This is a genomic window from Psychroserpens mesophilus (genome assembly GCF_000826645.1).
Taxonomy (GTDB): Bacteria; Bacteroidota; Bacteroidia; order Flavobacteriales; family Flavobacteriaceae; genus Psychroserpens; species Psychroserpens mesophilus.
Map to the genome: position 1 here is coordinate 410739 of NZ_JXJP01000001.1, position 25594 is coordinate 436332.

The 25594-nt window shown below is 33.3% G+C and carries 22 protein-coding genes; 21 read left to right on the plus strand and 1 reads right to left on the minus strand.

Annotation, left to right across the window (positions count from 1 at the left end):
- Positions 1 to 73 precede the first annotated feature (73 nt).
- Positions 74 to 2248, minus strand: a complete 2175-nt coding sequence (locus tag TD18_RS01750) for a T9SS type A sorting domain-containing protein (protein WP_084205809.1) — start codon at positions 2246 to 2248, stop codon at positions 74 to 76.
- Between the two features lie 687 nt (positions 2249 to 2935).
- Here TD18_RS01750 and TD18_RS01760 point away from each other — a divergent pair.
- The 21 genes from TD18_RS01760 to TD18_RS01860 all read left to right on the plus strand — a co-directional run bounded on the left by TD18_RS01760 (position 2936) and on the right by TD18_RS01860 (position 25585).
- Entirely contained in the window at positions 2936 to 4309 is a 1374-nt protein-coding gene (locus TD18_RS01760; protein ID WP_052460996.1) for a lipopolysaccharide biosynthesis protein, read from the plus strand.
- The gene (locus tag TD18_RS01765; RefSeq protein WP_040247947.1) at positions 4297 to 5034 is read left to right on the plus strand and encodes a sulfotransferase family 2 domain-containing protein; all 738 of its coding nucleotides are present in this window, start codon (positions 4297 to 4299) and stop codon (positions 5032 to 5034) included. The genes TD18_RS01760 and TD18_RS01765 overlap by 13 nt, the downstream gene beginning before the upstream one ends.
- 24 nt (positions 5035 to 5058) lie before the next feature.
- Positions 5059 to 6309 (plus strand): glycosyltransferase family 4 protein, encoded by a 1251-nt coding sequence (locus TD18_RS01770; protein WP_040247622.1) that lies wholly within the window; start codon positions 5059 to 5061, stop codon positions 6307 to 6309.
- A gap of 78 nt (positions 6310 to 6387) precedes the next feature.
- Positions 6388 to 6906, plus strand: a complete 519-nt coding sequence (locus TD18_RS01775; protein ID WP_160289443.1) for an acyltransferase — start codon at positions 6388 to 6390, stop codon at positions 6904 to 6906.
- A gap of 4 nt (positions 6907 to 6910) precedes the next feature.
- Positions 6911 to 7657, plus strand: a complete 747-nt coding sequence (locus TD18_RS01780) for a glycosyltransferase family 2 protein (protein WP_052460997.1) — start codon at positions 6911 to 6913, stop codon at positions 7655 to 7657.
- A gap of 88 nt (positions 7658 to 7745) precedes the next feature.
- Positions 7746 to 9299 (plus strand): AMP-binding protein, encoded by a 1554-nt coding sequence (locus TD18_RS01785; protein ID WP_040247628.1) that lies wholly within the window; start codon positions 7746 to 7748, stop codon positions 9297 to 9299.
- Positions 9300 to 9603: 304 nt separating this feature from the next.
- Positions 9604 to 9855: an acyl carrier protein gene (locus TD18_RS01790; protein ID WP_152611285.1), complete on the plus strand. Its 252-nt coding sequence runs from the start codon at positions 9604 to 9606 to the stop codon at positions 9853 to 9855.
- A gap of 5 nt (positions 9856 to 9860) precedes the next feature.
- The gene (locus TD18_RS01795) at positions 9861 to 10346 is read left to right on the plus strand and encodes a GNAT family N-acetyltransferase (protein WP_040247633.1); all 486 of its coding nucleotides are present in this window, start codon (positions 9861 to 9863) and stop codon (positions 10344 to 10346) included.
- Between the two features lie 11 nt (positions 10347 to 10357).
- Positions 10358 to 10912: an acyltransferase gene (locus tag TD18_RS16545; protein WP_052460998.1), complete on the plus strand. Its 555-nt coding sequence runs from the start codon at positions 10358 to 10360 to the stop codon at positions 10910 to 10912.
- 280 nt (positions 10913 to 11192) lie between these two features.
- Positions 11193 to 12275, plus strand: coding sequence for a glycosyltransferase family 4 protein (locus tag TD18_RS01805; RefSeq protein ID WP_040247636.1), 1083 nt, complete (start codon positions 11193 to 11195; stop codon positions 12273 to 12275).
- 90 nt (positions 12276 to 12365) lie between these two features.
- Complete coding sequence (gene asnB / locus TD18_RS01810; protein WP_040247955.1) at positions 12366 to 14267, plus strand: asparagine synthase (glutamine-hydrolyzing); 1902 nt, start codon at positions 12366 to 12368, stop codon at positions 14265 to 14267.
- Positions 14264 to 15358 carry a glycosyltransferase family 4 protein gene (locus tag TD18_RS01815; protein ID WP_040247639.1) on the plus strand — a complete coding sequence of 365 codons (1095 nt, stop codon included), beginning with the start codon at positions 14264 to 14266 and terminating at the stop codon, positions 15356 to 15358. Before asnB ends, TD18_RS01815 begins: the two co-directional genes overlap by 4 nt.
- 14 nt (positions 15359 to 15372) lie before the next feature.
- Positions 15373 to 16257, plus strand: a complete 885-nt coding sequence (locus tag TD18_RS01820) for an alpha-1,2-fucosyltransferase (protein WP_040247641.1) — start codon at positions 15373 to 15375, stop codon at positions 16255 to 16257.
- Between the two features lie 32 nt (positions 16258 to 16289).
- On the plus strand, positions 16290 to 17456 hold the full coding sequence (locus tag TD18_RS01825) for a glycosyltransferase family 4 protein (protein WP_160289444.1): 1167 nt from the start codon (positions 16290 to 16292) through the stop codon (positions 17454 to 17456).
- 84 nt (positions 17457 to 17540) lie between these two features.
- Positions 17541 to 17999: an acyltransferase gene (locus tag TD18_RS01830; protein ID WP_084205812.1), complete on the plus strand. Its 459-nt coding sequence runs from the start codon at positions 17541 to 17543 to the stop codon at positions 17997 to 17999.
- The gene (locus TD18_RS01835; protein ID WP_040247646.1) at positions 17996 to 19231 is read left to right on the plus strand and encodes an O-antigen ligase family protein; all 1236 of its coding nucleotides are present in this window, start codon (positions 17996 to 17998) and stop codon (positions 19229 to 19231) included. Before TD18_RS01830 ends, TD18_RS01835 begins: the two co-directional genes overlap by 4 nt.
- Complete coding sequence (locus tag TD18_RS01840; RefSeq protein ID WP_040247650.1) at positions 19232 to 21370, plus strand: bi-domain-containing oxidoreductase; 2139 nt, start codon at positions 19232 to 19234, stop codon at positions 21368 to 21370.
- The gene (locus TD18_RS01845) at positions 21360 to 22565 is read left to right on the plus strand and encodes a hypothetical protein (RefSeq protein ID WP_040247652.1); all 1206 of its coding nucleotides are present in this window, start codon (positions 21360 to 21362) and stop codon (positions 22563 to 22565) included. Before TD18_RS01840 ends, TD18_RS01845 begins: the two co-directional genes overlap by 11 nt.
- Positions 22555 to 23253 (plus strand): WecB/TagA/CpsF family glycosyltransferase, encoded by a 699-nt coding sequence (locus TD18_RS01850; protein WP_040247655.1) that lies wholly within the window; start codon positions 22555 to 22557, stop codon positions 23251 to 23253. The genes TD18_RS01845 and TD18_RS01850 overlap by 11 nt, the downstream gene beginning before the upstream one ends.
- A 22-nt stretch (positions 23254 to 23275) precedes the next feature.
- Positions 23276 to 24721: an MBOAT family O-acyltransferase gene (locus tag TD18_RS01855; RefSeq protein WP_040247657.1), complete on the plus strand. Its 1446-nt coding sequence runs from the start codon at positions 23276 to 23278 to the stop codon at positions 24719 to 24721.
- A 93-nt stretch (positions 24722 to 24814) separates the two neighbouring features.
- Positions 24815 to 25585, plus strand: coding sequence for a hypothetical protein (locus TD18_RS01860; protein WP_152611287.1), 771 nt, complete (start codon positions 24815 to 24817; stop codon positions 25583 to 25585).
- Positions 25586 to 25594 lie beyond the last annotated feature (9 nt).

A 25594-nucleotide genomic window follows, 5' to 3' on the forward strand; every position in this document is an offset into this window, starting at 1 on the left:
GAGTTATTTATTGAAATATCTGAAATTCAAATACGCTTTCTGTAATAATTCAGATATTCAGAAGAATGATTTTTTAATTGATAATAACTTTTTGAGTTTTTTGTTGTGTATTGTTGTAAATGTTAACAATATAGACCCCTTTTTGTAACGATGTTACATCAATATGATTTTGTAATACAGCGTTATCAAGTTTTACGCGCATAACTAATCTACCTTGAATATCGTGCAGATCTAATTGCGTATGGTTTTCTAACCGACCATTAACAACAATGTCGTTGGAGTTATTTATTGCGTAAATGGTCAATTTGCTTAAGTTGTTTTCAAATGTTGACAAGGCATCTTCAGAAGTTCTGAGGAAGAAACGTCCAGTTCCAGATAAATTAGTATTTGGTGTCATTACATAATCGGAATTATTTAATAATGTGGATGTATTAGCAACAACGTCATCGAGATAGATATTAACAGATTCTGGCAGCGTAGAATTTGCAATGCTAAAGGTTAATTGCTCACCTTGATTTGCATGGATGCCTAACGGAATACTGGTGTCAGCTAAGTCAGATATATTTAATGCCTGAAGTGCTATTGAAAGTCCAGCGTTATCTTCAACCAGGTGCGAATAAATCCCGAATTCAGGAACTACTCCACCCCAGACTTGGGCATCATAACCCAAATCGAATCCCGCACTGGCATTCGTATTAAAGTAAAAATCTGTTGAAAATGATTCGGCAGTAGCGTTTAGATTTAATTTTAAATATGTCAATTGGCTGTTACGACCTGCAATAAAATCGTCTGAAGTTCCCGCTGAACGCATTTCAGGAGTGAACTCTAAATTATAAAGACTTGAATTAGTGGCATCTGCGCTCACAAAAAATCCTTGACCAGGCGCAATAACTGTTGAAGCTGTTATCGTTGCTAGATTGTAAATAGTCCAGCCATTTAGCGCACTTCCGTCATAGCCGTAGATAGCAGCCGTTGGAGCATCAAACAATTGAAAATTAGCCACACCACCTACATCATGAAGAAGGAATTGTTGCACATTTAAATATGCAGGATAAGGATTGCCAATTAAGTTCCATTCTGCATTGTTTGGACCAGAATTCACAATGTCAATACTAACATCATTTAGGTTGTCTAAACCAACAAATGTAAACGTATTGTTATCATTAGATGCTGCTCTGTATCCAACACCTGGTTCTAGTGTTGCTGTTTCTGTATTTGAATACGTGAGGTAGGTTCCAGTTGCTTTATCAAATGGTCCAAATAAATACAATGTGTTTTCAGTATTGCTTAAAATATTAGAGTTAGCTGCCGCAAAAGCATTGAATGGCTGCCCTGTAAATGGTGCAGATATGAGATCGTTGCTTCCCGTTGAGCCTGATCCATTAATATTAACGTGACGCTCGTAAGATAATGTTCCGTTAACTAATCCATTTCGAATTAGACTGGAGTAACTTGTTGAGTTGGATTTTAATTGCAGTCCGTTATTGGCTGTGAGCGTAACATCAGAATTAATGGTTAGGCTTGTTCCAGGATTGACAGTAACTGTGTTGACAGATAAATCTGAAGCTAACGTTAGGTCTCCTGATGCCACAATAATATCATCAATAGCTGTAGCTATTCCAATAGGATTATTTGGTGTCCAGACACCATCAGTATACGTGTAAGTTACAGAAGGTAAAGAGGTTCTTAGGAAAAATCGTCCTGTTCCAGATAAATTAGTTGTAGGTGTGATAACATAATTTGAAGTATTCAATAATGTTGATGTGTTTTCAGTCGTGTCGTCTAGGAAAATATTAATAGAATCTGGTAAAGTAGAATTCGTTAATGCAAACGTTATTTGTTGACCTTGATTTGCATTCACACCAATAGGTATACTTACGCCGAACACGTCATTGGAATTAACTGCTTGAAGGACTAAAGGTAAGCCAGTATTGTCTTCAACGAGTTCAGAAAATATTACAAATTCGGGAAGCGCACCAAAGAACGAAGCATCATAACCTAAATCAAATCCTAGAGTAGCATTAGCATTGAAAAACACGTCAGTACTATAAGAGGCGTTACTGGTATTTGCTCTTAATGTCATATAAACTAATTCTGTGTTTTGCTCAGTAACAACATCATTTGAAGTCTCATCAAAATCAGTATGAATTGCTGAATTATTAGAATCAACATTATGTATTATTTGCTGACTAAAACTCATTCCAGAAAGCAGCAAAAAGACTACGAGAGAGGTGTAAATTTGTTTCATACTTTAATGAAATAAACTGTTTAAAATAAAAACTATAGTTAAGTTGCTGAGAATAAGGGTGGGCAAATATATTAAATAAATTAGTTGCAGTGATTGAAAAGCTTGAAATTAAAGAAATCATGAGAGTTCAACTATTCAATCATCTTTTACACGTTTAATAGAGAATTTTAATCTTTAATCCGTTTTAAAATGTGATAAGAAATTTGAAAAAAGTACTAAAACAATCTTAAAATGGCTTAGATTTTTAAGTAGACTGGTGTCAATTAACCCAATTAATATTTTTAATAGAGAGTACTGAGATTTTAAATTTTAACAAATCAACAATTCTGGGTAGATTTTTCAATAAATAGTTATTAAAAAAACACGATATCTAGTATGTTGCTGATTTTATCTAAATTTCTTTGGGTTTTTTTTTGTTTAACGGAAAATAGCTTATGTTTGAATTCTTAATAAAACAGATAAAAATTGGCTCTATTGCATAAAAATTTAACCATCTAAGTAGTATCTTTTTTAGGACTATATTCACCAAAATAAGCCGATGATAAGCAATAATTTTTTTAAGAAAATAATAGATCTTATGATGTTAATATGCATGGAATTTTTTGTAATTCTTTAGCATATTCGATTAAAAAAAATGCTTAAAAGCTAAACCATTAATTATGTTACTTCCTATCAAGAAATAAATTTATGCTCAATATATCTGGTCTTATTGATAATATAAAAAAGTACTTTGTTAAAGGGCACTCACGAGATAAGTTAATTAAGAAAAATATCCTTTTTTCTTATGTCTATAAAGCTCTTGATATTTGTTTAGGTTTTTTGCTTGTTCCTTTAGTATTAAGCTATTTGAATGAAGAACAATATGGAGTATGGCTATTATTGTTCTCTTTAACAGGATATTTTAGTTTTATGGACGTTGGTTTGAGTCATGGTTTAAGAAATAAATTTGCCGAGGCTAAAGCAAAAGATGAAGTTGAAAAATTACGATATTATGTCAGTACGACGTATGCATTATTAGCAATTATTGGGTCTGTTTTTTTTATTGTTTTTTTTATTGTGAATTCTTTTGTGAATTGGGAAAGGATTTTAAATACTAAAATCATTTTAAATGATGATTTGGCAACACTATCATTATTTGTTTTTGGTGCATTTTCTTTACAATTTGTTTTCAAGATTATTCTTACGATTTTAACTGCAGATCAAAGGCCTTCCATTATAAACTTGCAAGGATTTTTGATAAAATGTTTACAGGTTGCAACGATACTTGTTTTAATAAAATTTACTGAAGGTTCTTTATTGATACTAGGTGCGGCATTTAGTATGATTCCTATTGTTAGTTTAATAGGTTTAACAATTTATTATTTTAATAAAGATTACAAATATATAAGGCCTAAAATGGCTTACATTGATTTTTCTTATCTAAAAGACATTATGAACGTTGGGATTAAGTTTTTCTTTATAACAGTCGCAGCCATAGTTCTTTTTTCAACAGATAATTTAATCATTACGCAGCTCTATGGTCCTGAACAGGTAACACCTTATCAAATTGCTAATAAGTATTTTGGTATGTCTTTAATGTTGTTTGCGATAATTGTACAGCCGCTTTGGTCAGCTGTAACTGATGCCTTTCACAAAGATGATTTTGACTGGATTAAAAATACCATGAAAAAAATGACCAAAATCTGGTTGCTTTTTTCCGCTGGAACATTATTCATGCTTATCATATCTCCATATTTTTTCAAAATTTGGTTAGGTGATAAGGTTCATATTTCTTTGACATTATCTTTTTTCTGGTTTGTTTTTATTGTCATACAATCTTACAATATGATATATACCTATTTTATAAATGGAGTTGGAAAACTTAAGGTTCAATTGTATATTACACTTTTTTCAATTTTATTTAATATACCTGCATCTATTTTTTTAGCGAAAACATTAAATATGGGTGTGTCTGGAGTGATAATGGCGACAACTATATCAATGCTGTTGAGTGCAGTAGTAAAAACAATACAATACAACAAGATCATCAACTTAAGGGCACATGGTGTATGGAACAAATAAAAAAACTATTTTACAGTAGATTCATTTGGAAACTACCCTATAACCTTAGGTATTATTTTTTTAAATTTAAACAGCCTAAGGGATTTAGACAGAAGCAAGCCTTACGTAAGATTGATACTAAAGGTGATCATATGTCATTAAAAGGCTTTGACGATTTAAAATGTATCTTTGTGCATATTCCCAAAGCTGCAGGAGTTTCAGTAAACAAAGCCCTATTTGGAAATTATGGTGGAAGTCACCTTAAACTAAAAGATTATCAATTAATCTTTAATAAAAAAGAGTTCTATAAATACTATAAATTTACCTTTGTTAGGAATCCATGGGATCGATTAGTGTCAACCTATTTTTTTTTAAAAAATGGAGGTTTTCATGAAAATGATAAAGCTTGGTTTGATGATAATTTATCACAATTTGAAGATTTTGAAGATTTTGTTTTAAACTGGTTAAACGATGAAAATAGTTACAAATGGATTCATTTTATTCCGCAATATGAATTTATAACGTTAAATAACAAAGTGCTTGTTGATGATATATTTAAGTTAGAAGATATTAATGAGAGTATAAAAATTATATCTAAAAAACTTAACATACCAATTGAATTGAAGCATGAAAATCAAAATCCAAACAGGGACAGTAAATACCGTGAGTATTACACACCAGAAATGAAAGACATTGTAGGTTTGGTCTATAAAAAAGATATAGAGCTATTCGATTATCAATTTTAAAACACAACGAATTAAAATCAGTACATGAAAATATTATGGCTTTCAAATAATCCATGCTATGCTATTGAAAAGCTTTCACCAAAGACTCAGTCTGGTGGTTGGCTAAAGGCTCTAAATTATCATATAGTTAATCAAGACGATATAGAACTTAGTGTTTGTTTTTACTGGCCGGTTGCTCTGGAGCCTTTTGAATTTCATAATACAATGTACTATCCCATAGTGACTTCGAAACCAAAAAGTTTTTTTAAAAAGATTGGTCATAAAATTTCCGGAGATAATAATCAGAATGCAGAGATTAAAAAAATATATGACATTGTAAATAAAGTAAATCCAGATCTAATTCATGTTCACGGTACCGAATTAAATCTTGGTTTAATTCAATATGAAACCTCAATTCCAGTCGTCATTTCTATTCAGGGAATTTTAAGTCCTTATTATGAAAAATATTTTTCTGGTATTCCGGAAAAATATTTGAAACGAGTCAAGAAGTGGAATTTCATGTCGCTTTTTAAAGCACTTAACAGTGCCTTTAAATTGAATGCAGAAAGAGAACGACACATTCTTAAAGTAGCTCATTATATTATGGGTCGCACAGACTGGGATAAAAGAGTAACACGATTATTAGCTCCAAAAAGCACCTACTTTGTTGGTAATGAAATTCTTCGTAAAGCGTTTTATAATACCAACCATATATGGAATAAATCGAATTTTGATACACCTTTAAAATTAGTGACAACTTGTGGTGATGTAGCTTATAAGGGTTTTGAATTGATAGTTAAAACTGCAAAACTATTACATGATTACGGCATAGAGATAGAGTGGTATGTTATTGGTTTAAATGAACATAATGTAACTACAAAAGCTGTTAAGAGCTGGTTAAAACATGATCTTGACCATGTTGGAATTAAATTACTTGGTGTGATGAATGAAAATGAACTCGTGAAAACATTATTAGAATCAGATATCTATTGTCAGGTGAGCCATATTGAAAATAGTCCGAATAGTTTATGCGAAGCCATGATGTTAGGAATGCCGCTTGTAGCAACCAATGTAGGAGGAACCTCTTCAATGATGAAAAGTAATGTTGAAGGCATACTGGTTCAGGAAGGTGAACCTTATGAACTGGCAGGTGCTATTCTTGAATTGAAAAATGATTTTAAAAAGGCCAAAGCTTATGGTTTGAATGGAAGAAAAAGAGCTTTGGAACGACATAAGCCTTCAAAAGTGGTTGAGGAAGTTATAACAACGTATAACACAATTATTCAAAAATCTTAAATCATGCGTTTTATTTTGAAAAAAATATTGGTTTTAACTAATAAGTTGAATTTTATTTGGAATAAACTTGTTGTGAAAATGGTATTTCTTAGAGAGAATGTTCAAATAAAACATTACAATATCAACGGAATATTATTTATCAAGAATGAAGGTGAGATTTCAATAGGTGATGGTTTTAAAGCAAAATCAGGTCTTTCTTTTACACCAATAGGTGGTGATACTAAATTAAAAATAATTGTAACCAAAAATGCTGTGTTAGACATAGGAAGCAATGTTGGGATGTCTAATAGTACGATTTATTGCACAAATAAAATAAGCATTGGTAACTATGTTCTCATAGGTAATAGTTGTAAAATTTGGGATACAAATTTCCATAGTATTGATCCAGAAGAGCGCTGCTTTAATGGAGATCGAGAAATTCTAAGCGCTCCCGTAATCATAGAAGATAAGGCTTTTGTTGGTGGAGGTGTGACCATTCTGAAAGGCGTTACTATTGGGGAAAATTCTATAATTGCAGCTGGTAGCGTCGTTACAAAGTCTGTTCCACCAAATCAAATTTGGGGAGGAAATCCAGCACAATTTATTCGAAACTTATAATGAAATGAAACAACCATTAATATCTATAATAACTGTAGTATTCAATAGGGAGAAAACCATAGAAAAAGCCTTAAAGAGTGTTATTAATCAAACCTATAATAATATTGAATATATTGTTATTGATGGTGGTTCCACCGACAAAACTGTTGAGATCATTAAAAAGTATTCTGATAGGATTGATTTTTTCGAATCAAAAAAAGATGACGGGATGTATTACGCCCTAAATCGAGGAATTGAAGTTGCTAAAGGCGATCTCATTGGGGTGTGTCATTCAGACGATTGGTTATACAACGATGACGTTATAGAAAAGGTAGCTAAGATGCATTGTGAGCAAAATAGCGATGTGTATTACGGCAGTATGGTCTCTTTTCACAACAATACCTTAAGTGATGAATTGGCTCCTAATGAAGCGTTAGAAAATACTATTAGGAAATTTTATCACCCAGCAACATTTATCAGTAAACATGCCTTTAATACTTTTGGAACATACAATACAAAATATAAAAGTGCATCAGACTACGAACTATTACTTAGGCTTAAAGTGAATGGCTGTAAGTTTCATCAATTGCAATTTCCTGTTTGTGTGATGACTCAAGGTACCGATGATCGGGTAAGTGCCAATTGTTACAGTCATAAAGAGGCTTTTAGTTTTCATAAAACCCATAAAACTGGGAATCATTTTAAATACGTGTATAGTTATTGGTATTGTAGTCTAAATAAGTTTGTTAAGAAAATCATTGGGCGTACATAATACACAAATGTAAGTAGACTTAATAGTCTGTAATGGTGAAGGTAAAAAAAGCTGTACAACATAATTTAAACTAAAGAGAGTAAGAATAATGAATAAAAATATTTTTGGTTTTTTCGATGATTCAAATTCCAGATATGGAAATAAAGTCGCATTGGTTGTCAATAATATCGAATATAAATATAGCGACTTATTATTCAGGGCTGGACTGGTATCTGCGGTTCTAAAGAATTTTGAACAGAATCGTATTGGAGTTTTTGGATTAAGGTCACTTACCTGCTATCAAGGTATTTTAGGTACACTCGCAGTTGGAAAAACCTATGTTCCGTTAAATCCAAAATTTCCAACAGAGCGAAACAAGACAATTATAAACTTAGCAGATTTAGAAATATTCGTGGTTGACTACAAAGGCTTAGAACAAATTGGTAAAATGGCTGACTCTTTGAAAATGAGTACCGTGCTTATATGTCCAAATGTAAAAGAACAAGAGATTCCTGAAACTCTAAAAAACAAGTTCAAGATTTACACCTCCGAAACAATGATAAAAAGCAGCTCTGATTTTCAGGAGGTTGATAACAATCAATCAGCATATATCATGTTCACTTCTGGAAGTACAGGTGTTCCTAAGGGTGTTCCTGTTAGTCACAAAAATGTATCAAGCTATATTAATTACTTAAAAGAACGATATGACATTAACGCCAATGATAGATTTTCACAGTCATTTGATTTAACATTTGATTTAAGTGTTCATGATATGTTTCTTTCATGGTCGGTTGGAGCATCCTTGTATGTAATACCTGAAGTGGCTTTGATGGCTCCTGCAAAATTTATAAAGCAGAATAAGTTATCAGTTTGGTTTTCAGTACCGTCATTAGCACAATTCATGAATAAGTTTAAAATGTTAAAGGAAAACACTTTTCCAAACTTACGTTATAGTCTTTTTTGTGGTGAAGCGTTGCCAAAATCAATTGTCATAGCTTGGCAAAAAGCAGCACCTAACTCAACTTTGGAAAACATTTATGGTCCTACAGAAACGACCATTGGTATATCTCATTACAAAGTACCATTTGATGAAAGTAAAATTTTGGATTATAATGGTTTAGTGTCCATTGGAGATATATTCAGTACTCAAGATTATTGCTTAATTGATGAAGAAGGCAAAATCACAGTTGATTATGGGGAGCTTTGTTTAACAGGAACCCAAGTAACCTCAGGATATTATAATAACATAGAGAAAACAGCAGAATCTTATTTTAAATTTCCAAATGATAATCAACTATGGTACAAAACAGGAGACATTGTAAAATTTGATACTAACAATCTGTTTTATGTGTCAAGAAAGGATTTTCAAGTTAAAATAAGAGGCTATAGAATAGAACTAGATGAAGTCAATCTTGCAATAAGAGATTTTACAAATTGTGACTTAGTTTATACCATACCTTACTCGTCATCAGGTGGAGTTGCAGAAAATCTATATAGCTTTATTGATAATAATTGCACCGTTGAAAAATATCTTATTTTGAAGTATTTAAAAGACAAGTTACCTGAATACATGATTCCAAAAGACATTTTTTATTTAGAAGAGTTTCCATTGAATTCAAATGGTAAAATAGATATAAAAAAATTAGCATTAAAGATTGTTTAAAATGTTAAACGGTCATTTTTACAATTGATGCAGTATAATTTATCGAATTTTGAGATTGTTTAGTTTAAGTTTTTTCATAAAATTGAAAATGTTTTAATATTTTTGGCGAGGTTTTAAAGTAAAGAGGGATCATAAATTGGTACATCAACTAATGTTCCCTGTTAGAGATCTACAACTTTTATACTTGGGTAAAAATACCAAATATTAAATCTAAAATTTTCTTATTAATGTAATTGTATGTTAGTAAAAGTTTTAAAGGAATAAAAAATTGCCGAAAAATATTAATGGAGTAATTGACAAAAAAATGGAGCAAAATAAAAATGAGATTAAAGATTTTATTAAAAATGAAATAAAAAAAAAATCGGAATTAATGCAAATTGAACTTGGAACCATTCAAGATGATTTCAGTCTTACGGGTTCTGGGGTATTTGACTCTATGGATTTTATGACTTTGATTGTTGATGTAGAAAACGCCTTTCACAAAGAGGTTGACTTTTCAGATTCTGATCCTGAGCAATTTACGACGCTTGGTGGATTTGTTGATTGCGTAAAGTGAAAAATATGAAAGCTAATTATGAAGTTTTCGCCATCGAGGCAAATGATCCTAGAATGAGTCAGGTTGAACAACTGTATAAGGACTTATATGATTTGGAGAAGGAATTTGGTGTGAGTATTACCTTAGTTGAAGATGGTGAAAAAATATGGAGAAAATCTATTGAAAAAGTATTAGGAAAATTTGCTCAAATCATTGTGGTTTCACTTGGAGAGGAAATTGTTGGACTATGCTATGGCAACATAAAAATGTTGCCAGCTTATTTTGGTAGTATTAAATCAGGTTATTTAGACGCAATTATCATTAAAGCAGAACACAGAAAAAAAGGATTGGGAGATCAAATGATACAGCAATTGATAGATTGGTGGGTCGCAAATGATGTTGTTGTTTTTGAAGTAGAACGGCAAATAACTAATGAAAATTCTGCTAAAAATTGGGAACGATTTGGTTTTAAAAAAGAACTCATCAGATACAGAAAGCGTGTAGTTATATGAAGTCATAATTTATGATTGAAAGATTTATAAGAGTACGGATATGGAAGTTAAGGGGTTTTGTTTTAAAATGCTATTTAATTTTGCATGGCTGTAAAGTAGGGAAAAACCTAACATGTAAACAGTGGCCAACGTTTAGGGCAATACCAAAAAACAATATTAGTATTGGTAATAATGTGAATATTGGTTATCGCATTACGCTTGAGGTTACACAATCAGGCAAATTAACACTATCCGATTATGTAAGTTTGACCCAGGATGTATTAATAAGTGCAGCAAATGATGTCTTTTTTGGAGAATACGCGGTGTGCGCTGAATTTGTTAGTATTAGGGATGGTGATCATGGAATAAGAAAAGGGATAGTTCCTCATTTTCAAGAAAGTCATACAGATCCTATAAGAATAGAAAGAGGCTGTGGTATTGGTAGAGGAACTGCTATTTTTCGTGGAGTAAAAATTGAGGAAGATGTAATTATTGGAGCAAACTGTATATTAATGAGAAATTTCAGCTCCGTACCTAATGGTATCTATTTTGGTAATCCACCGAAGCTTATAGGAAAAAGGTTTTAGTCAAAATTATAACAACATTTTTGATGTTATAATTTCCAATCTATTTCATTTAGATTTTTCTTATTTAAATTGAAAATCTATAAAGTAATTTTACATTAATAAACTATAATAGGTTTAATTTAAATAGCATTTTTGAAAGTAATTCATTACATCGGAAGACCAGGATTAGGTTGGGTAAAACATTTGATTACAATTTATTTTCGAACAGATAAAAAAAGTTTCAATTATTGTTATCATTGGTGTAGTAAAATTTTCTGCGAATATTGAAGCCAAGAGGTCTATGAATATATTACACTGTATCAGTAGTCCACACATTGGAGGTATTGAACGTCTGGTTATAGAAATGGCCATTGCCCAAAAGGTTGCTGGCATGGAGGTGTCCATTATGCTCGATAGTTTTGAAGGCCAGTATTATGATTATCTCTTATTACAAGATATTCCTCTATTTAAATCAGGCATCAAAGGCGGATTTGATTGGAATCCTAATACTTACAGAACGCTCAAACACACCTTTAACAGATTTGATATCGTGCACTTACATAATTTTTCAGCGCTTCGTTCAAAAGCTGCGAAAGATTCGAATGCAAGAGTGGTTCACACTATGCATGGCCTTTCTAAGGGTATTCGAAAAGAAAATAAAATTAAATATGTCATTAGAGAGTCCCTTAAAAAGCACTTTTTAAATAAAGTAGATGTCTTTATAGCAAATTCTAGACACACCTTAAATCTGGCAAAAGAGCATTATGGTTTAAAAAACATTTCAACTAAAGTTGTTTTAAACGGAATTCGCATAATGGATAAAGACTTAAACCCTAAAAACATAAATAATACTAAATTTACAATTGGGTTGGTGTCCCGATTTACGCATCGAAAGCGTATTGATCGTTTAATTAAAGCATTTAATATATTTTTGGAAAACGGGGGAAATGGACATTGCATATTGGTAGGTGATGGAGCCGCATATGATACAGTGAACACACAAATAAAAAGTTTAGGATTAGAATCCCATATAACTTTGGCTGGTTATTCAAATGATGTAGACAAATATTACAAACAGTTTGATGTTCTGGTACACCCTTCAGATAATGAAGGATTTGGGTTAATAGCTGTAGAAGCTTATTTACATGGCTTACCGGTTTTGGCATTTAAGGATTCGGGCGGCCTAAAAGAAGTGGTTGAACCGTTAGAACCAGAGAATATTGTACATAATGAAATGGAACTCGCCGACCGGTTACTGTTTTATTCGAAACATAAAACAAAACAAGCTGAGAATGCCATTAAAAGAATTAATTATGCAAAAGCTAATTTTAGTATTGAGCGTATGGAACAAGAGTACTATAAAATTTATAAGAACTTGTTATGATTGTAAAGTTACAACATGACATTCCAATAAGGCAGCAATCTTTGGTCTTTGCTACGAGGCTTTAACGACCCAAACAAAAAAACGAAACATATGTGTGGTATTTTAGGATATTGGGGAGCGGACAGCTCTCAAGAGAACATCAAGCTCATGACCGAAAAGCTTAGGCATCGAGGTCCAGATTCCAATGGGACTTGGTCAGACCCTCAAGAGCCGTTGTATCTTGGTCATACGAGATTGTCCATTTTAGACCTTACAGAAAACGGAAATCAGCCTATGGTATCTTCCTGCGGACAGTTCGTCTTGGTCTTTAATGGTGAAATATATAACCATCTGGAAATAAGGAAACAACTCAGCCACAAATGGATTGGTCATTCAGATACTGAAACGCTTTTGGCGGCTATTACACGGTGGGGCATAGAAGTTACCCTTAAGAAGTTAGACGGTATGTTTGCCATAGCGGTTTGGGATCGAAAAACCCAAACACTTTCTTTGGCTCGTGACAGAATGGGTGAGAAACCCTTATATTTTGGAATCAACCAAGGTACTTTCTATTTTGCTTCAGAACTTAAGGTCTTTGAAACACATCCTCATTTTAAACCAACCATCAATCCCAGTGCCATAGATTTGTATTTAAAATACCTTTATATACCGTCGCCCTACAGTATTTATAACGGTGTATTTAAAATGAAACCAGGACATTATGTTCAGATTTCAAATCATGGAAGGGACGTTTCTCCTCAGCAATGTTACTGGGATATCAAATCAGTTGCAATGCAACCCAAAAATGAGCGACCTTTTAAGGAAGCTGTGGACGAGTTGGAGAGCTTATTATCATCGTCTGTTAAAAGACGACTTATGTCCGATGTACCTCTTGGCGTATTTTTATCTGGCGGCATAGACTCCTCAGTTATTGCAGCTCTGGCCCAAAAACAGAACAACCAGCCCATTAACACATTTTCAATAGGATTTAATGAAAAAAAATATAATGAGGCACATTATGCCAAAGATGTAGCTCAATTTTTGGGTACCAATCACCATGAGCATTATTTTTCGGCCAATGATGCACTGGAGGTCATTCCCAAACTGGCCGATATTTGGGACGAACCCTTTTCAGATTCCTCTCAAATTCCCACCTATATGCTAAGTAAAATGACGGCACAGAAAGTTAAAGTGGCTCTTTCAGGTGATGGGGGAGACGAGCTTTTTTACGGCTATACCAAATATCTATTAACCAACCAACTCTGGGATAGTATTCGTTCTATAGGTCCTAAAAAAGCTCAGCTCGCAGTGCCACTGTTAGCGATGGCCGACGGTATTTCTAGACCTCTGAGGACATTGATGCCTAAAAGTTCAAAAGCCTTTATTGCCTTGGAAAGGATTCCCAAGTTAAAACGATTAATACCTATGGTTAAGTCACAATACGATGCTTTTGATGTTTTTAATAGAAACTGGCATTTTGATATCATGCAATCTAATCCAACTTATGCCAATAATTTGGATGCTCTAAATGGTCATGTAAGACTAGATAATTTTAATGACTGGATGCAACTTACCGATTGCTTACATTTTTTATCTGATGATATCTTGACTAAGGTTGATCGAGCCAGCATGCATAATGGTTTGGAATGTCGTGCTCCACTATTGGATCATAAAATTGTTGAATTCGCTTTTGGTCTACCAGTTCATCATAAAATATTAGATGGCACTAATAAGCGAATCCTCAAAGAAGTTCTGTACCGTCATATTCCGGCTTCTTATTTTGACCGCAAAAAGGCTGGGTTCAGGGTTCCAATAGAAGAGTGGCTCAAAGGACCTTTAAAAGCCTGGAGTGGTGATTTGCTGCATAGCCAAGCCTTCAAAAACCAAAACTACCTAGACAGTGATAAGATTATCAAAATGTGGGAGGAACATGTCCATTCTAAAAAACGTTGGCACAACCAATTGTGGAGCATTTTAATTTTTCAACAATGGTTACAAAACCGGACACTATGACAAAATTATTATGGATTGCACCAAGCCTTAATTTTTATAAGGCTCGTTTTTTGAATTTGTTGTCTAAAGAGCTGGACTTGTTTGTTGTTGCCGGTAAATTACACACCAAGGATGGTCATGCACCTCTTGATGAGCAACTACAATTTAAAGTTATAAATGTCAATGCTGTAGAACGTCAGTTTTCCTGGAGTCCTCGGGTTATTTTTAAGACCGTTAAGGCTATAAGAAAAGAATGTCCGGATAAAGTGCTCATGCCAGCCGAGAAAAAACACTTGCCGCTCATCATGGTCTTGGCCTTACTTAAGCCATGGCTAGGTATTGAATTGATAAGCTATAACCACTCCCATTTAAGATCTAACAAAAGTCTAAAGCTAGATTTTTTCTTGAGTCGGTGGGTGTTTTCTTGGTACGATACCTTAGTGTTTTATACCCGGCATTGTTATGATTTTGCAATTAAACACCATTTAGTGAATAAAAATAAAGCCCACTGGGTTAGCAATACTTTAGACGATACAGAAATCAAGAGTCTTTATACGTTTAACTACCCACCTGCTAAGAACATGGGCTTGCTGTTTATTGGAAGGCTTGTAGAAAAGAAGCGCCTTGACATTTTGTTAAATTACTATAAGACGCTTTCACAGCATCTTCCTGATCTCATGCTCCACATCATTGGGGACGGCCCTATGGTCTCGATGGTACAAGAAGAAAGCAAGGCAAATCCAAGAATTATATGTTACGGTTCGCTTACCAACGAAAAAGAACTTTCTGAAATTTTTGCCCAAAGTGCCCTGGTGTTTGTGCCAGGCCATAGCGGACTGTCCATTAACCATGCGTTTTTCTATGGTAGACCTTATGTGACATTTAAAAGCGCAACCCAACCACCAGAATTTAATTATATTGAAGATGATGTAAATGGACTGGTGCTGCAATATGGTCAGGACACCCAAAACCTTGAACGATTAAAAGAACTCTTAGGCCAACCTAAAAAGCTACAAAACTTTTGTGAAGAGGCCTATGCCAAGGGGAAACAGTTATCCATTGAAAACTGGGTCAAAAAAATGGCTACACTATTAACTACTTCAAAATCTTGAAAAACACGATTATTATGGAATATTACTGGCCAAAACTTAGTGAAAAAGGAATAGATACAGGGTTAATTAGAATTGGCTATGCGCATGGTTTAGGGAATTTATTAAATGCCTGGGCAAGATGTTATGTGTATGCCCACAAGAACGGTAACGTTAAAAACATGATTGCACCAACTTGGCCTCAGTTCTCATTCAACCAATGGAGGCATAATGATAAAGATAAACGCTTGTACGCAAATTTATTTACTAATAAGTACTATATAAATGGTTTGCGAAAGCAGTATATTTTGAATACCTATCCTAAATTTGAAGCTAGCGAAACTGATACTACAAAAAAACAGGTTAAAACCTTTGAGATTGATGGCAAATCTGGGTTTAATGCGTTTCTAAACGATCATCAATTAATTTATGATGAGTTAATTAAGATTACCAATCCTAAACATAAAAAGGGTTTAGATTTTGATTTCTCTAATTCGATTTGTATGCACATACGTTTTGGTGATTTTAAACGCTACTCAAGAAGTACAGAACTTTCATTTTTTGTAAATACCTTAACGGAAATAAGACAAAAATTAAATTCAAATTTAAAATGTTATATATTTTCCGATGCCGAGGATGAAGAACTTAGAGATCTTCTGAAAATGGAAAATGTACAGCGTATATCATTTGGTAGTAGTATAGCCGATATCCTAGGATTAAGTAATTCCAAAGTTATTATTGCTTCAAAAGGAAGTACTTTTAACAAATGGGCTAGTTTTCTGGGAAGAATGCCAATCATATTTCCTGAAAGCAATTTTTTAAATCTTTATTACGATACTCCTGAACGCGAACTGACGCTTCAAAAAGATGAAGACATACCAGAATATTTCATAAATGAAATTCGAGAAGCTTTAAATTTTTAGTTTTGTACTATGAAAATAACAATGTTATGACTTTGACCAGTAAAAAAACAAAAATATTATTTATTGGTCCAACACCACCACCTTATTCTGGTCCTGAATTGAGTATGCAACAGTTTTTGGAATCAGAAACCTTGAATGAAGCATTTGATATAAAATTCCTAAAAACAAATTTCAGAAGTGATAATACTAAAAAAGGGAAATTGGATATTTCAATGTTAACCAACTTCTTTATTTTCTTTTCCAAACTATTGAAATTATTAATTGGTAATAAAATTCATTGTGTGTATTATCCTATTACGCCAACACAAATAGGTTGGATTGGTCGGGATGTTTGGACCATCTTATTAAGCAAATTTTTTGGTGCTAAGGTTATTATTCATTTACGAGGAAGTCATTTTAAATTGAATTTTCAACAATTTAATGGTCTGGTGAAAAAACTAATAGGGTTTAGTTTAAGAAAGGTAGATTGCGCGATAGTTCAAGCTAAATATCTTAAAGACCAATTTGCTCCTTACATAGATACTTCAAAAGTTAGTGTGCTTTATCAGGCTATGGATGTGAACCAATATTCTGATCAATTCGATGTGGAAGTTGAGCAAGGAAAGATCCTTGTAATGGGACATATGACTAAAGCCAAAGGCTATACTGATATTTTAAAAATAATTCCTGACCTTTGCCGTGAGTTTCCTTATATAAAGTTTTATTTTGCAGGAAATATTAGAAGAGGAGAAAGAGGTGTGTTTTACAATCAGTATACAGGAGAAAAAATAGACTATGAAGATCCGTTCGAAGCTGAAAATAAGATATTGAATTCGGCTTATAAAGATAACTATAAAAATCTAGGTATTATTAGTGGAGATGATAAAATGAAGCATTTACAGTCTACAGATATTTTTTTAACAGCCTCATATTCTGAAGGCTTTTCGAGGTCTTTACTAGAGGCTATGGCCATTGGTAAACCTGCTGTGTTTACACCTGTGGGAGCTCATCGAGAAGTTTATGAAAATGGGGTGCATGGATTTTCATTTATTCCAGGAGAATTAGAAAACTTAAAGGGCGCACTAAAAAAGCTATTGTCTAATCCAGACAAACGATCAGAAATTGGAGCTGAAAATAGAAGGAATGTAGTTTCAAATTTTTCTATAGAAAAGATTGCTCATGATTTTAAAACCATAATTTTAAAAACTTTAGATTCATGAAACGAGCATGCCAGAGATTTAAAAGCAAAGGGATGATGAATAGCGAACAGCATGTGTCGTTAAAAAAGTAATAGATATAAACACATGAAAATAATCATTCGAAAAATGGTGCATTATTTAGGGAATCTACTTAGGTTTCTTCAAATGTCATTTCTCAGAGCCTCTGGAGCAAAAATTGGTAAAAACACAATGATTAGTCTTGGAGCAAAGATTGATGTGAGACGAGGTAAAGTTACCATAGGAGACCATTGTTTAATAACACATGGTTGTTATATATTATCACATGACGGAGCTGCACATATCATAAATTCAGAAGACAACGGAACAGGATATGTAACGATTGGTGATCATGTGTTTATTGGAGTTAACACCGTTGTAATGCGTAATGTCACCATAGGTAGTCATTCAATTATTGGCGCAGGATCTGTCGTAAATAAAGACATTCCCGAAGGTGTAGTTGCAGCTGGAAATCCAATTAAAATCTTAAAGGAATTAGAAAAGCCCTATAGACCTTTACCAAAGAAACATACAAACGTCTCATGATTCTAATTCCATTTCTTATTTTTTTGGCGATGATCCTTGCCAGAACCCAAAAAGGGATGTTTGCCTGTTTGTTGATCATGGTAGCTACAAAATCGATAATCGATGCTTATTGGGATTATCGTTTTGGTCCACTAACTATAATGTCTATCCAAGGCGCTTTAACTCCTGTGCTATTTTATAAGATTTTTTATTCAAGGAAAATGTTTCCAAGTATTTGGCTATCTACTGCAAAAATTCATTTTGCAGCCTTGACCTTAGGAGTAGTTTGGGCATTAGCTTCAAATCCAGTGCCTTCCGCAGAGATTGTAGCATTGAATTTAAATATATTTTTAGCATTCTTTTTAATTCCATTATTGGTAACAGACAAAGCACGTCTTAAACAATTATTAATAGCGGTTATGATTTGTGGTATTTTCCCAATGGCTGTAAGTCTATTTCAATTACAAACAGGAGTGATTTTTAGAGAAAGAACTACAGTGGGTTTATCCCGTTATGTGGGTTTTTATCACGATGGTTTTCCTGTTCGCTTTTATGGTTTAATGTCAATCTTTGCAGTTTTGGTCTATCAATCAGTGTTTAAAACTAACAACCCTTATTTTAAAGCATTTTTGATTGCTTTGGCAGGAGGAGCTTCGATATCCGTATATTTGGCATTTAGTAAAGCAGCAGTTGGGATTGTTGTGTTATGGGTAATACTTATTTTATTCTTTTCTAAAACTAAATTAAAACAAGCTGTGCCAATTCTTATTGGTTTTAGTATCCTTATGCTAGCTTTTGGAAACGTGGTTTTCGATAATATTGAACAACTCTTTAGTAAGGAAACAGGTTACCAGACAGGAGAAGTAAAAGATGCGCGTTACACTTTGGCTGGTCGTGGTTATATCTGGGAACACTATTGGGACCAATGGCTAAATCACCAAAGTATGTTTTTCCAATGGTTTGGTGATGGTATTAATAGACCAGTCCACAATGAATTTTTTAGGGTTTTAGTTATTAATGGTATCATTGGTTTAGTCTTATTAATTTTTTTTATTTTTCGTATGTTAAAACATATTTTTCAAATTAATAGTCATATTAGAGTTTTTGGGATGATGCTATTTGGAATGTATTTTTTCGACTGTATTGGTTTAGTTCCCGGATCCTATTATTACTATAATATTTTAGTTTGGGGTTTCTTTGGCTTGCTCTTACTAAGACCTCATTTATTTATGAAACAACAACAACACATTTAAATGCAACAATTGACACAAAAATTAGGTTCTGGCGATATGATTATTCAAGATGTACCTTATCCACAACTTGGAAAAGGTATGGTTATCGTTAAGAATCACTATTCTATCATAAGTGCGGGAACAGAAGGTTCTACAGTGGTAGCCGCTCGTAAAAGTTTACTCGGAAAAGCTAAAGAACGGCCTCAGCAGGTAAAACAGGTTATTGATACTTTAAAAAAACAAGGTCCTGTTCAAACGTATAGAGCTGTGATGAAAAAACTGGATGCCTACTCACCATTAGGATACAGTTCAGCAGGTGAAGTTATTGAAGTTGGTGAAGGTGTTACAGAATTTGAAGTCGGAGACAAAGTGGCTTGTGCTGGAGCTGGATATGCTAATCATGCTGAAATTGTTTCAGTACCTGTTAATCTATGTGTTAAACTGGATGTAAACGCAAATCTTAAAGATGCAGCCTATAATACTTTAGGCGCGATTTCGATGCAAGGTGTTCGTCAGGCCGATTTGCGATTGGGCGAATCTTGTGTGATTATCGGACTCGGATTACTTGGTCAATTGGCTGCTTTAATTTTAAAAGCGTCTGGAGTAACTGTTATAGGAATCGATGTTTCCGAAGCTGCCGTTAAACAAGCTGTTGATCATAATGTAGTCGATTTAGGACTTACCCGAAACGCTGCAGGTGCTGAAGAGCAAATACAAAATGCGACGCATGGTTATGGTGCAGATGCTGTAATCATTGCAGCTGCGACGTCTAGTCTGGATCCTATTAATTTTGCAGGTGCAATTGCTCGTAAAAAAGGTAAAGTGGTTGTATTAGGTGCTGTACCTACAGGTTTTGATCGTGATCCGTTCTGGTATCGTAAAGAACTAGAATTGAAAATGGCCTGCTCTTATGGTCCTGGTCGTTATGATTTAAATTACGAAGAAAAAGGAATCGATTATCCGTTACCTTATGTACGCTGGACAGAAAAGCGCAACATGGAAGCCTTTCAAAATTTGATTGCAACCAAGCGTATTGATATTGATTACCTCACAACACACGAATTTGAGTTTGAAAATGCCAAAGAAGCTTTCGATCTTGTGGTATCAAAAGCCGAACCGTTTACAGGTATTGCGCTTAAATATGATCTGGATAAAACAGTTTCAAAATCTAAAATTTCTACGTCTGAAGCCACTCAACTCGGACAAATAAATATTTCTTTTATTGGTGCTGGAAGTTATGCACAGGGAAATTTGCTGCCTAATATACCAGAAAGTAACGACGTTGGTCGTGTTGGTGTTCTAACCAATACAGGCACAACCTCTAAGCGTGTGGCTGAAAAATTTAAATTTCAATTTTGCGCTACAAATGAAGATGACGTTTTAGACGATAAAACAAATACAGTTTTTGTAGCAACACGTCATGATTCTCATGGACCATATGTTTTAAAAAGTTTAGAAGCGAATAAAAATGTATTCGTTGAAAAGCCTTTGTGTCTTTTAGAATCTGAACTGGAATCTATTATCGACTTACAATCAAAAACCAATAAAGCGGTTATGGTTGGCTTTAACAGACGGTTTTCTCCTTTAACTGAAAAAATAAAAAAGGCCGTTGGAAATAATCCAATGACCATGATTTATAGAATTAATGCAGGCGCAATTCCTGGAGATAACTGGATTCAGGATTTAGAAATTGGAGGCGGACGCGTTTTGGGAGAAGTATGTCATTTTATTGACTATTTAACGTATCTCAACGGAAGCCTTCCAACAAAAATATCGGCTACAGCACTTCCTGATGCCAATCAATTAAATGATACCTTGAATATTTTAATTCAATTTGAAAATGGATCGTCTGGTGTTATTGGCTATTATGCTAATGGGTCAAAATCGCTTACTAAAGAATATGTTGAGGTCTTTTCAGCAGGAATGTCAGCAACGCTAAACGACTTTAAAGAATTAAAAATTTACGGTAAGGGCAAGCCTAAGAAACATAAAATACTCAACCAGAATAAAGGTCAGAAAGAAATGGTTAACGCATTTGTCAATGGGTTGCTTACAGATGGGAAAGCACCAATTCCTTTTGAAGACATCGTTGCTGTAACCAAAGCATCTTTTGGAGTTTTAGAATCTGTAAAACGTGGAGGACAGCAAGTTGACATCTAAAATAAATACAAGTTTTTTAAAACTGAAAGCCTATTGTGAATCCGAAAACTTCAAAGGTTGGGATCCTTATGATGGCTTAAACTCTAAAATATTTCAGGCCTTACCATTAAAGCACTGGGATTTAGCTCGATTAGCCTGGATTCAGGGTTTTAAAAGGAGTCCTATAAATTTCAGAAAGCTATTATTAGTTCCGAAAGAACACAATGCTAAAGGCATAGGCCTTTTTCTTTTAGGCTATTGTCGTTTATACAAATTAGCAGAAAGTGGCTGTGAAGATTTTGGAACCAAAGAAGAAATTCTTAAGCAAATAAATGAAATAACAGACTTATTATTAAGTTTAAGAAGTCAAGGGTATTCTGGTTCAGCTTGGGGTTATAATTTCGATTGGCAAGCACGACGTTTATTCTTGTTTCCTAAACATACACCAACTGTTGTAGCTACTTGTTTTTGTGTAGAAGCTTTACTCGAAAGCTATGAAATCACTAAAAATGAAACCGTTTTAAAAGAAACCTTATCTGCTGCAAATTTTGTGTTAAACGACTTGTCAAGAACACCACATGGTAACGGAATTATATTTTCGTACAGCATCAAAGATGGTAATAATACGGTTATTAATGCGTCTCTGCTTGGTGCGAAAATCTTAAGCTATTCGTATAAATACACTAAAAACCAGGAGCATGCAACTATGGCTAAGAAGGCTGTTGTTGCGGCTTGTGAATTGCAGGAAGATGATGGCTCCTGGATTTACGGATTACTTCCTGTACAATCCTGGAAAGATAGTTTTCATACAGGTTTTAATTTAGATGCTATTGAAACCTATCAGCAAAATACTAATGATCTTAGTTTTCAGACGTATATAGAAAAAGGAACAGCGTATTACTTAAAACACTTTTTCGAAGCGAACGGAATGCCAAAGTATTACCATAATAAAACCTATCCTATTGATATACATTGTCCTGCCCAGGTGATTGTGACCTTGTCTAAACTTAATGTGTTTCAAAGTCATGAAGCATTATTGTCAAAAGTTTTAGATTGGACAATTGATAACATGCAACACAAAAAAGGCTATTTTTATTACCAGTTAAAAAAGGGAATGAGTTCAAAAATATCCTATATGAGATGGAGTAATGCGTTTATGTTTAACGCTATGGCACATTTTTTATTAGAAACTAAAACTCAAAAACATGGAAGCTAAGTCGTTGAACGGAGTGATGACCTTTGCTCCAAAGTCTAGAGAAGAGCTTATGCAATATGCATTTGATCATCATAAAATTATGGTGGCTGTTAATGCCGAAAAAATTCTTCATGCAACAGATGATAGTAGAGCCTTAATTAATAGAAACCTCGGATATCCTGATGGCATTGGAGCAGTTTGGGCACTTCAGAAAAAAGGAGCTAAACATGTGGTTAAAATTCCAGGATGTGAACTTTGGTTAGATGTGGTTCAAAATTATTACAAGACCAAAACGTTTTATTTGGTTGGAGGAAAGCAAGAAGTTATTGATGCAACGGTAAAAAAATTACAGACGGAATTTAAAGGCATTAATATATGTAATTACAGAAACGGCTACATTAAAACGCAAGACGAAGAGCAAGCATTAATTGAAGATATTAAAAAACATAAACCAGATGTGGTTTTTGTGGCCATGGGTTCGCCTAAGCAAGAAAATTTGATGGAAAAAATCCAGCAATCGCATCAGGCTGTGTATCAAGGTTTAGGTGGAAGTTATGATGTTTACACAGGTAATGTAAAACGAGCTCCGCAATGGTGGGTAAAAAATAATATGGAATGGACTTACAGATTGATAAGTCAGCCATCAAGAATAAAACGACAAATACACTTGGTAAGATTTTTTGTAAACTTGCACTTAGGTAAATATTAGAAATTAAGAATAGACCGAACAAATGCTATTTAACTCAATTGACTTTGCAATTTTCTTACCGATAGTTTTTGTGCTCTATTGGTTTGTAGTTAATAAGAATTTAAAACTGCAAAACTTATTAATTGTCATAGCAAGTTATGTGTTTTACGGTTGGTGGGATTGGAGATTTTTGTCATTAATACTATTTAGTACTATAATTGATTATTTGGTTGGAAGGAGACTTAAAACTGAAAACAATAAAAAAAATAGATTAATATTATTATGGGTTAGTATCCTAGTAAATCTAGGATTTCTTGGCTTCTTTAAATATTACAACTTCTTTCTCGACAACTTTGTTTCCGCTTTTTCTTTCTTTGGAACTGAAATCAATGCAAATTCATTAAATATTATTTTACCTGTTGGAATTAGTTTTTATACGTTTCAAACCTTGAGTTATACTATTGATGTTTATAAAAGAAGATTAGAGCCAACTAAGGACTTTGTAGCCTTTTCTGCGTTTGTCAGTTTCTTTCCACAATTGGTAGCTGGTCCCATAGAAAGAGCAACACATTTATTACCTCAGTTTTATAAAAAACGACAGTTTGATTATTATAAAGCTGTTGATGGTATGCGTCAGATACTTTGGGGATTATTTAAAAAAGTTGTTATTGCCGATAACTGTGCCGAGTTTGCTAACCAAATTTTTAATAATTCAGCAGATTATTCCGGAAGCACTTTAGTTTTAGGAGCCTTATTTTTTACGTTTCAAATTTATGGTGATTTCTCTGGTTATTCTGATATTGCAATTGGTACATCTCGACTTTTTGGATTTGACCTCATGCAGAATTTTAACTTTCCGTACTTTTCTAGAGATATAGCAGAGTTTTGGAGACGTTGGCATATTTCATTATCTACTTGGTTTAGAGATTACTTATACATACCATTAGGAGGTAGTCGTGGAGGAACTTTAATGAAAGTAAGAAATACATTTATAATTTTTATAGTCAGTGGGTTTTGGCATGGTGCAAATTGGACGTTTGTTGTTTGGGGAACCTTAAATGCAATATATTTTTTACCACTTTTGCTCACTAAGAGTAATAGAAGTAACTTAAATGTCGTTGCACAGGGCAAAATTTTACCTACTCTTAAGGAGTTTGCTTTAATGGGAATAACTTTTGTTTTAACTGTTTTCGCATGGATATTCTTTAGAGCTGAAAATATCAATCATGCATTTCAATATATAGCAGGCATTTTTACACATCCAGAATCATTTTTAGCAATAAGTGTTTATTGGAAATATAAGACAATTCTTGTGCTATTGTCAATTTTTATGTTAATAGAATGGGTTGGACGAGAAGGTCAATTCGCAATAGCTCATTTGGGTGAAAAATGGAAGCCAGCATTTAGATACGCAGCTTATTATCTTATAATCATTGCTATATTCTGGTTTGGTGGAAAGGAACAACAGTTTATTTATTTTCAATTTTAGGTATTTATGAAACGGTTTATAAAAAAAACATTGTTTTTTCCATTTGGTTTGATCATATTATATGGAATAATATACTTTTGTTATAATACCTATTTGAATAATAAATTTAGTAATCAAAATGCAGTTTTTATTTGGGGAGATTCTCAAGCTTATTACGGTATTGATGTAAAAGAATTATCAAATAAATTAGAAAAAAAGGTATATACTTCAGCAATTCCTGGAGCTGGTATTTACGATTTTTTATTATTTACTGAGCAGGTTCCAGAAAATTCTGAAGTTATTGTTTCAGTTTCAAAACTTGTTCAAATCCGGAGAAAAGAAAATGATTTTAATCGTACTGGATTATCTTTCTGGGCATTAAAAAAAATGTATAATGAAGATTATTCAATTAATGAAATTTATTCAATTATTAAGCTAAACATAAAACCTAAACGAAATATTTCTGAAACGTCTGAGTTATTTGCTTATTCAGATTCTATGGAAATTGGCTTACCAATATCTCACTTTGAAGATTATTATCGAGAAGTCCCAACTTTTTTAGAACAAAAGCAAGACCTTTATCTTATTGGGATTAAAAATCTGATTAGGAAAAACTGTAAAGTTTCATTTTTAGAATTACCATACCATTCTAAATTAGTAAATATCGAGAGTAAATCACTTATTAAGAAAGAAACCGATGTGTTTAAATATAAAATAGGCAAATTGTTTAATAATTTTAAAATGGATACGATAAGTTTAAACAATAACAAAAATGTATTTAAAGATTTATCACATTTGAATAGCGTTGGAGCTAAAGATTTGTCAAATAAATTAGGGACCAAGATGTTAGTTGATGAAGGTACGATTTTATACACAGCACAATAAGGCTAATCG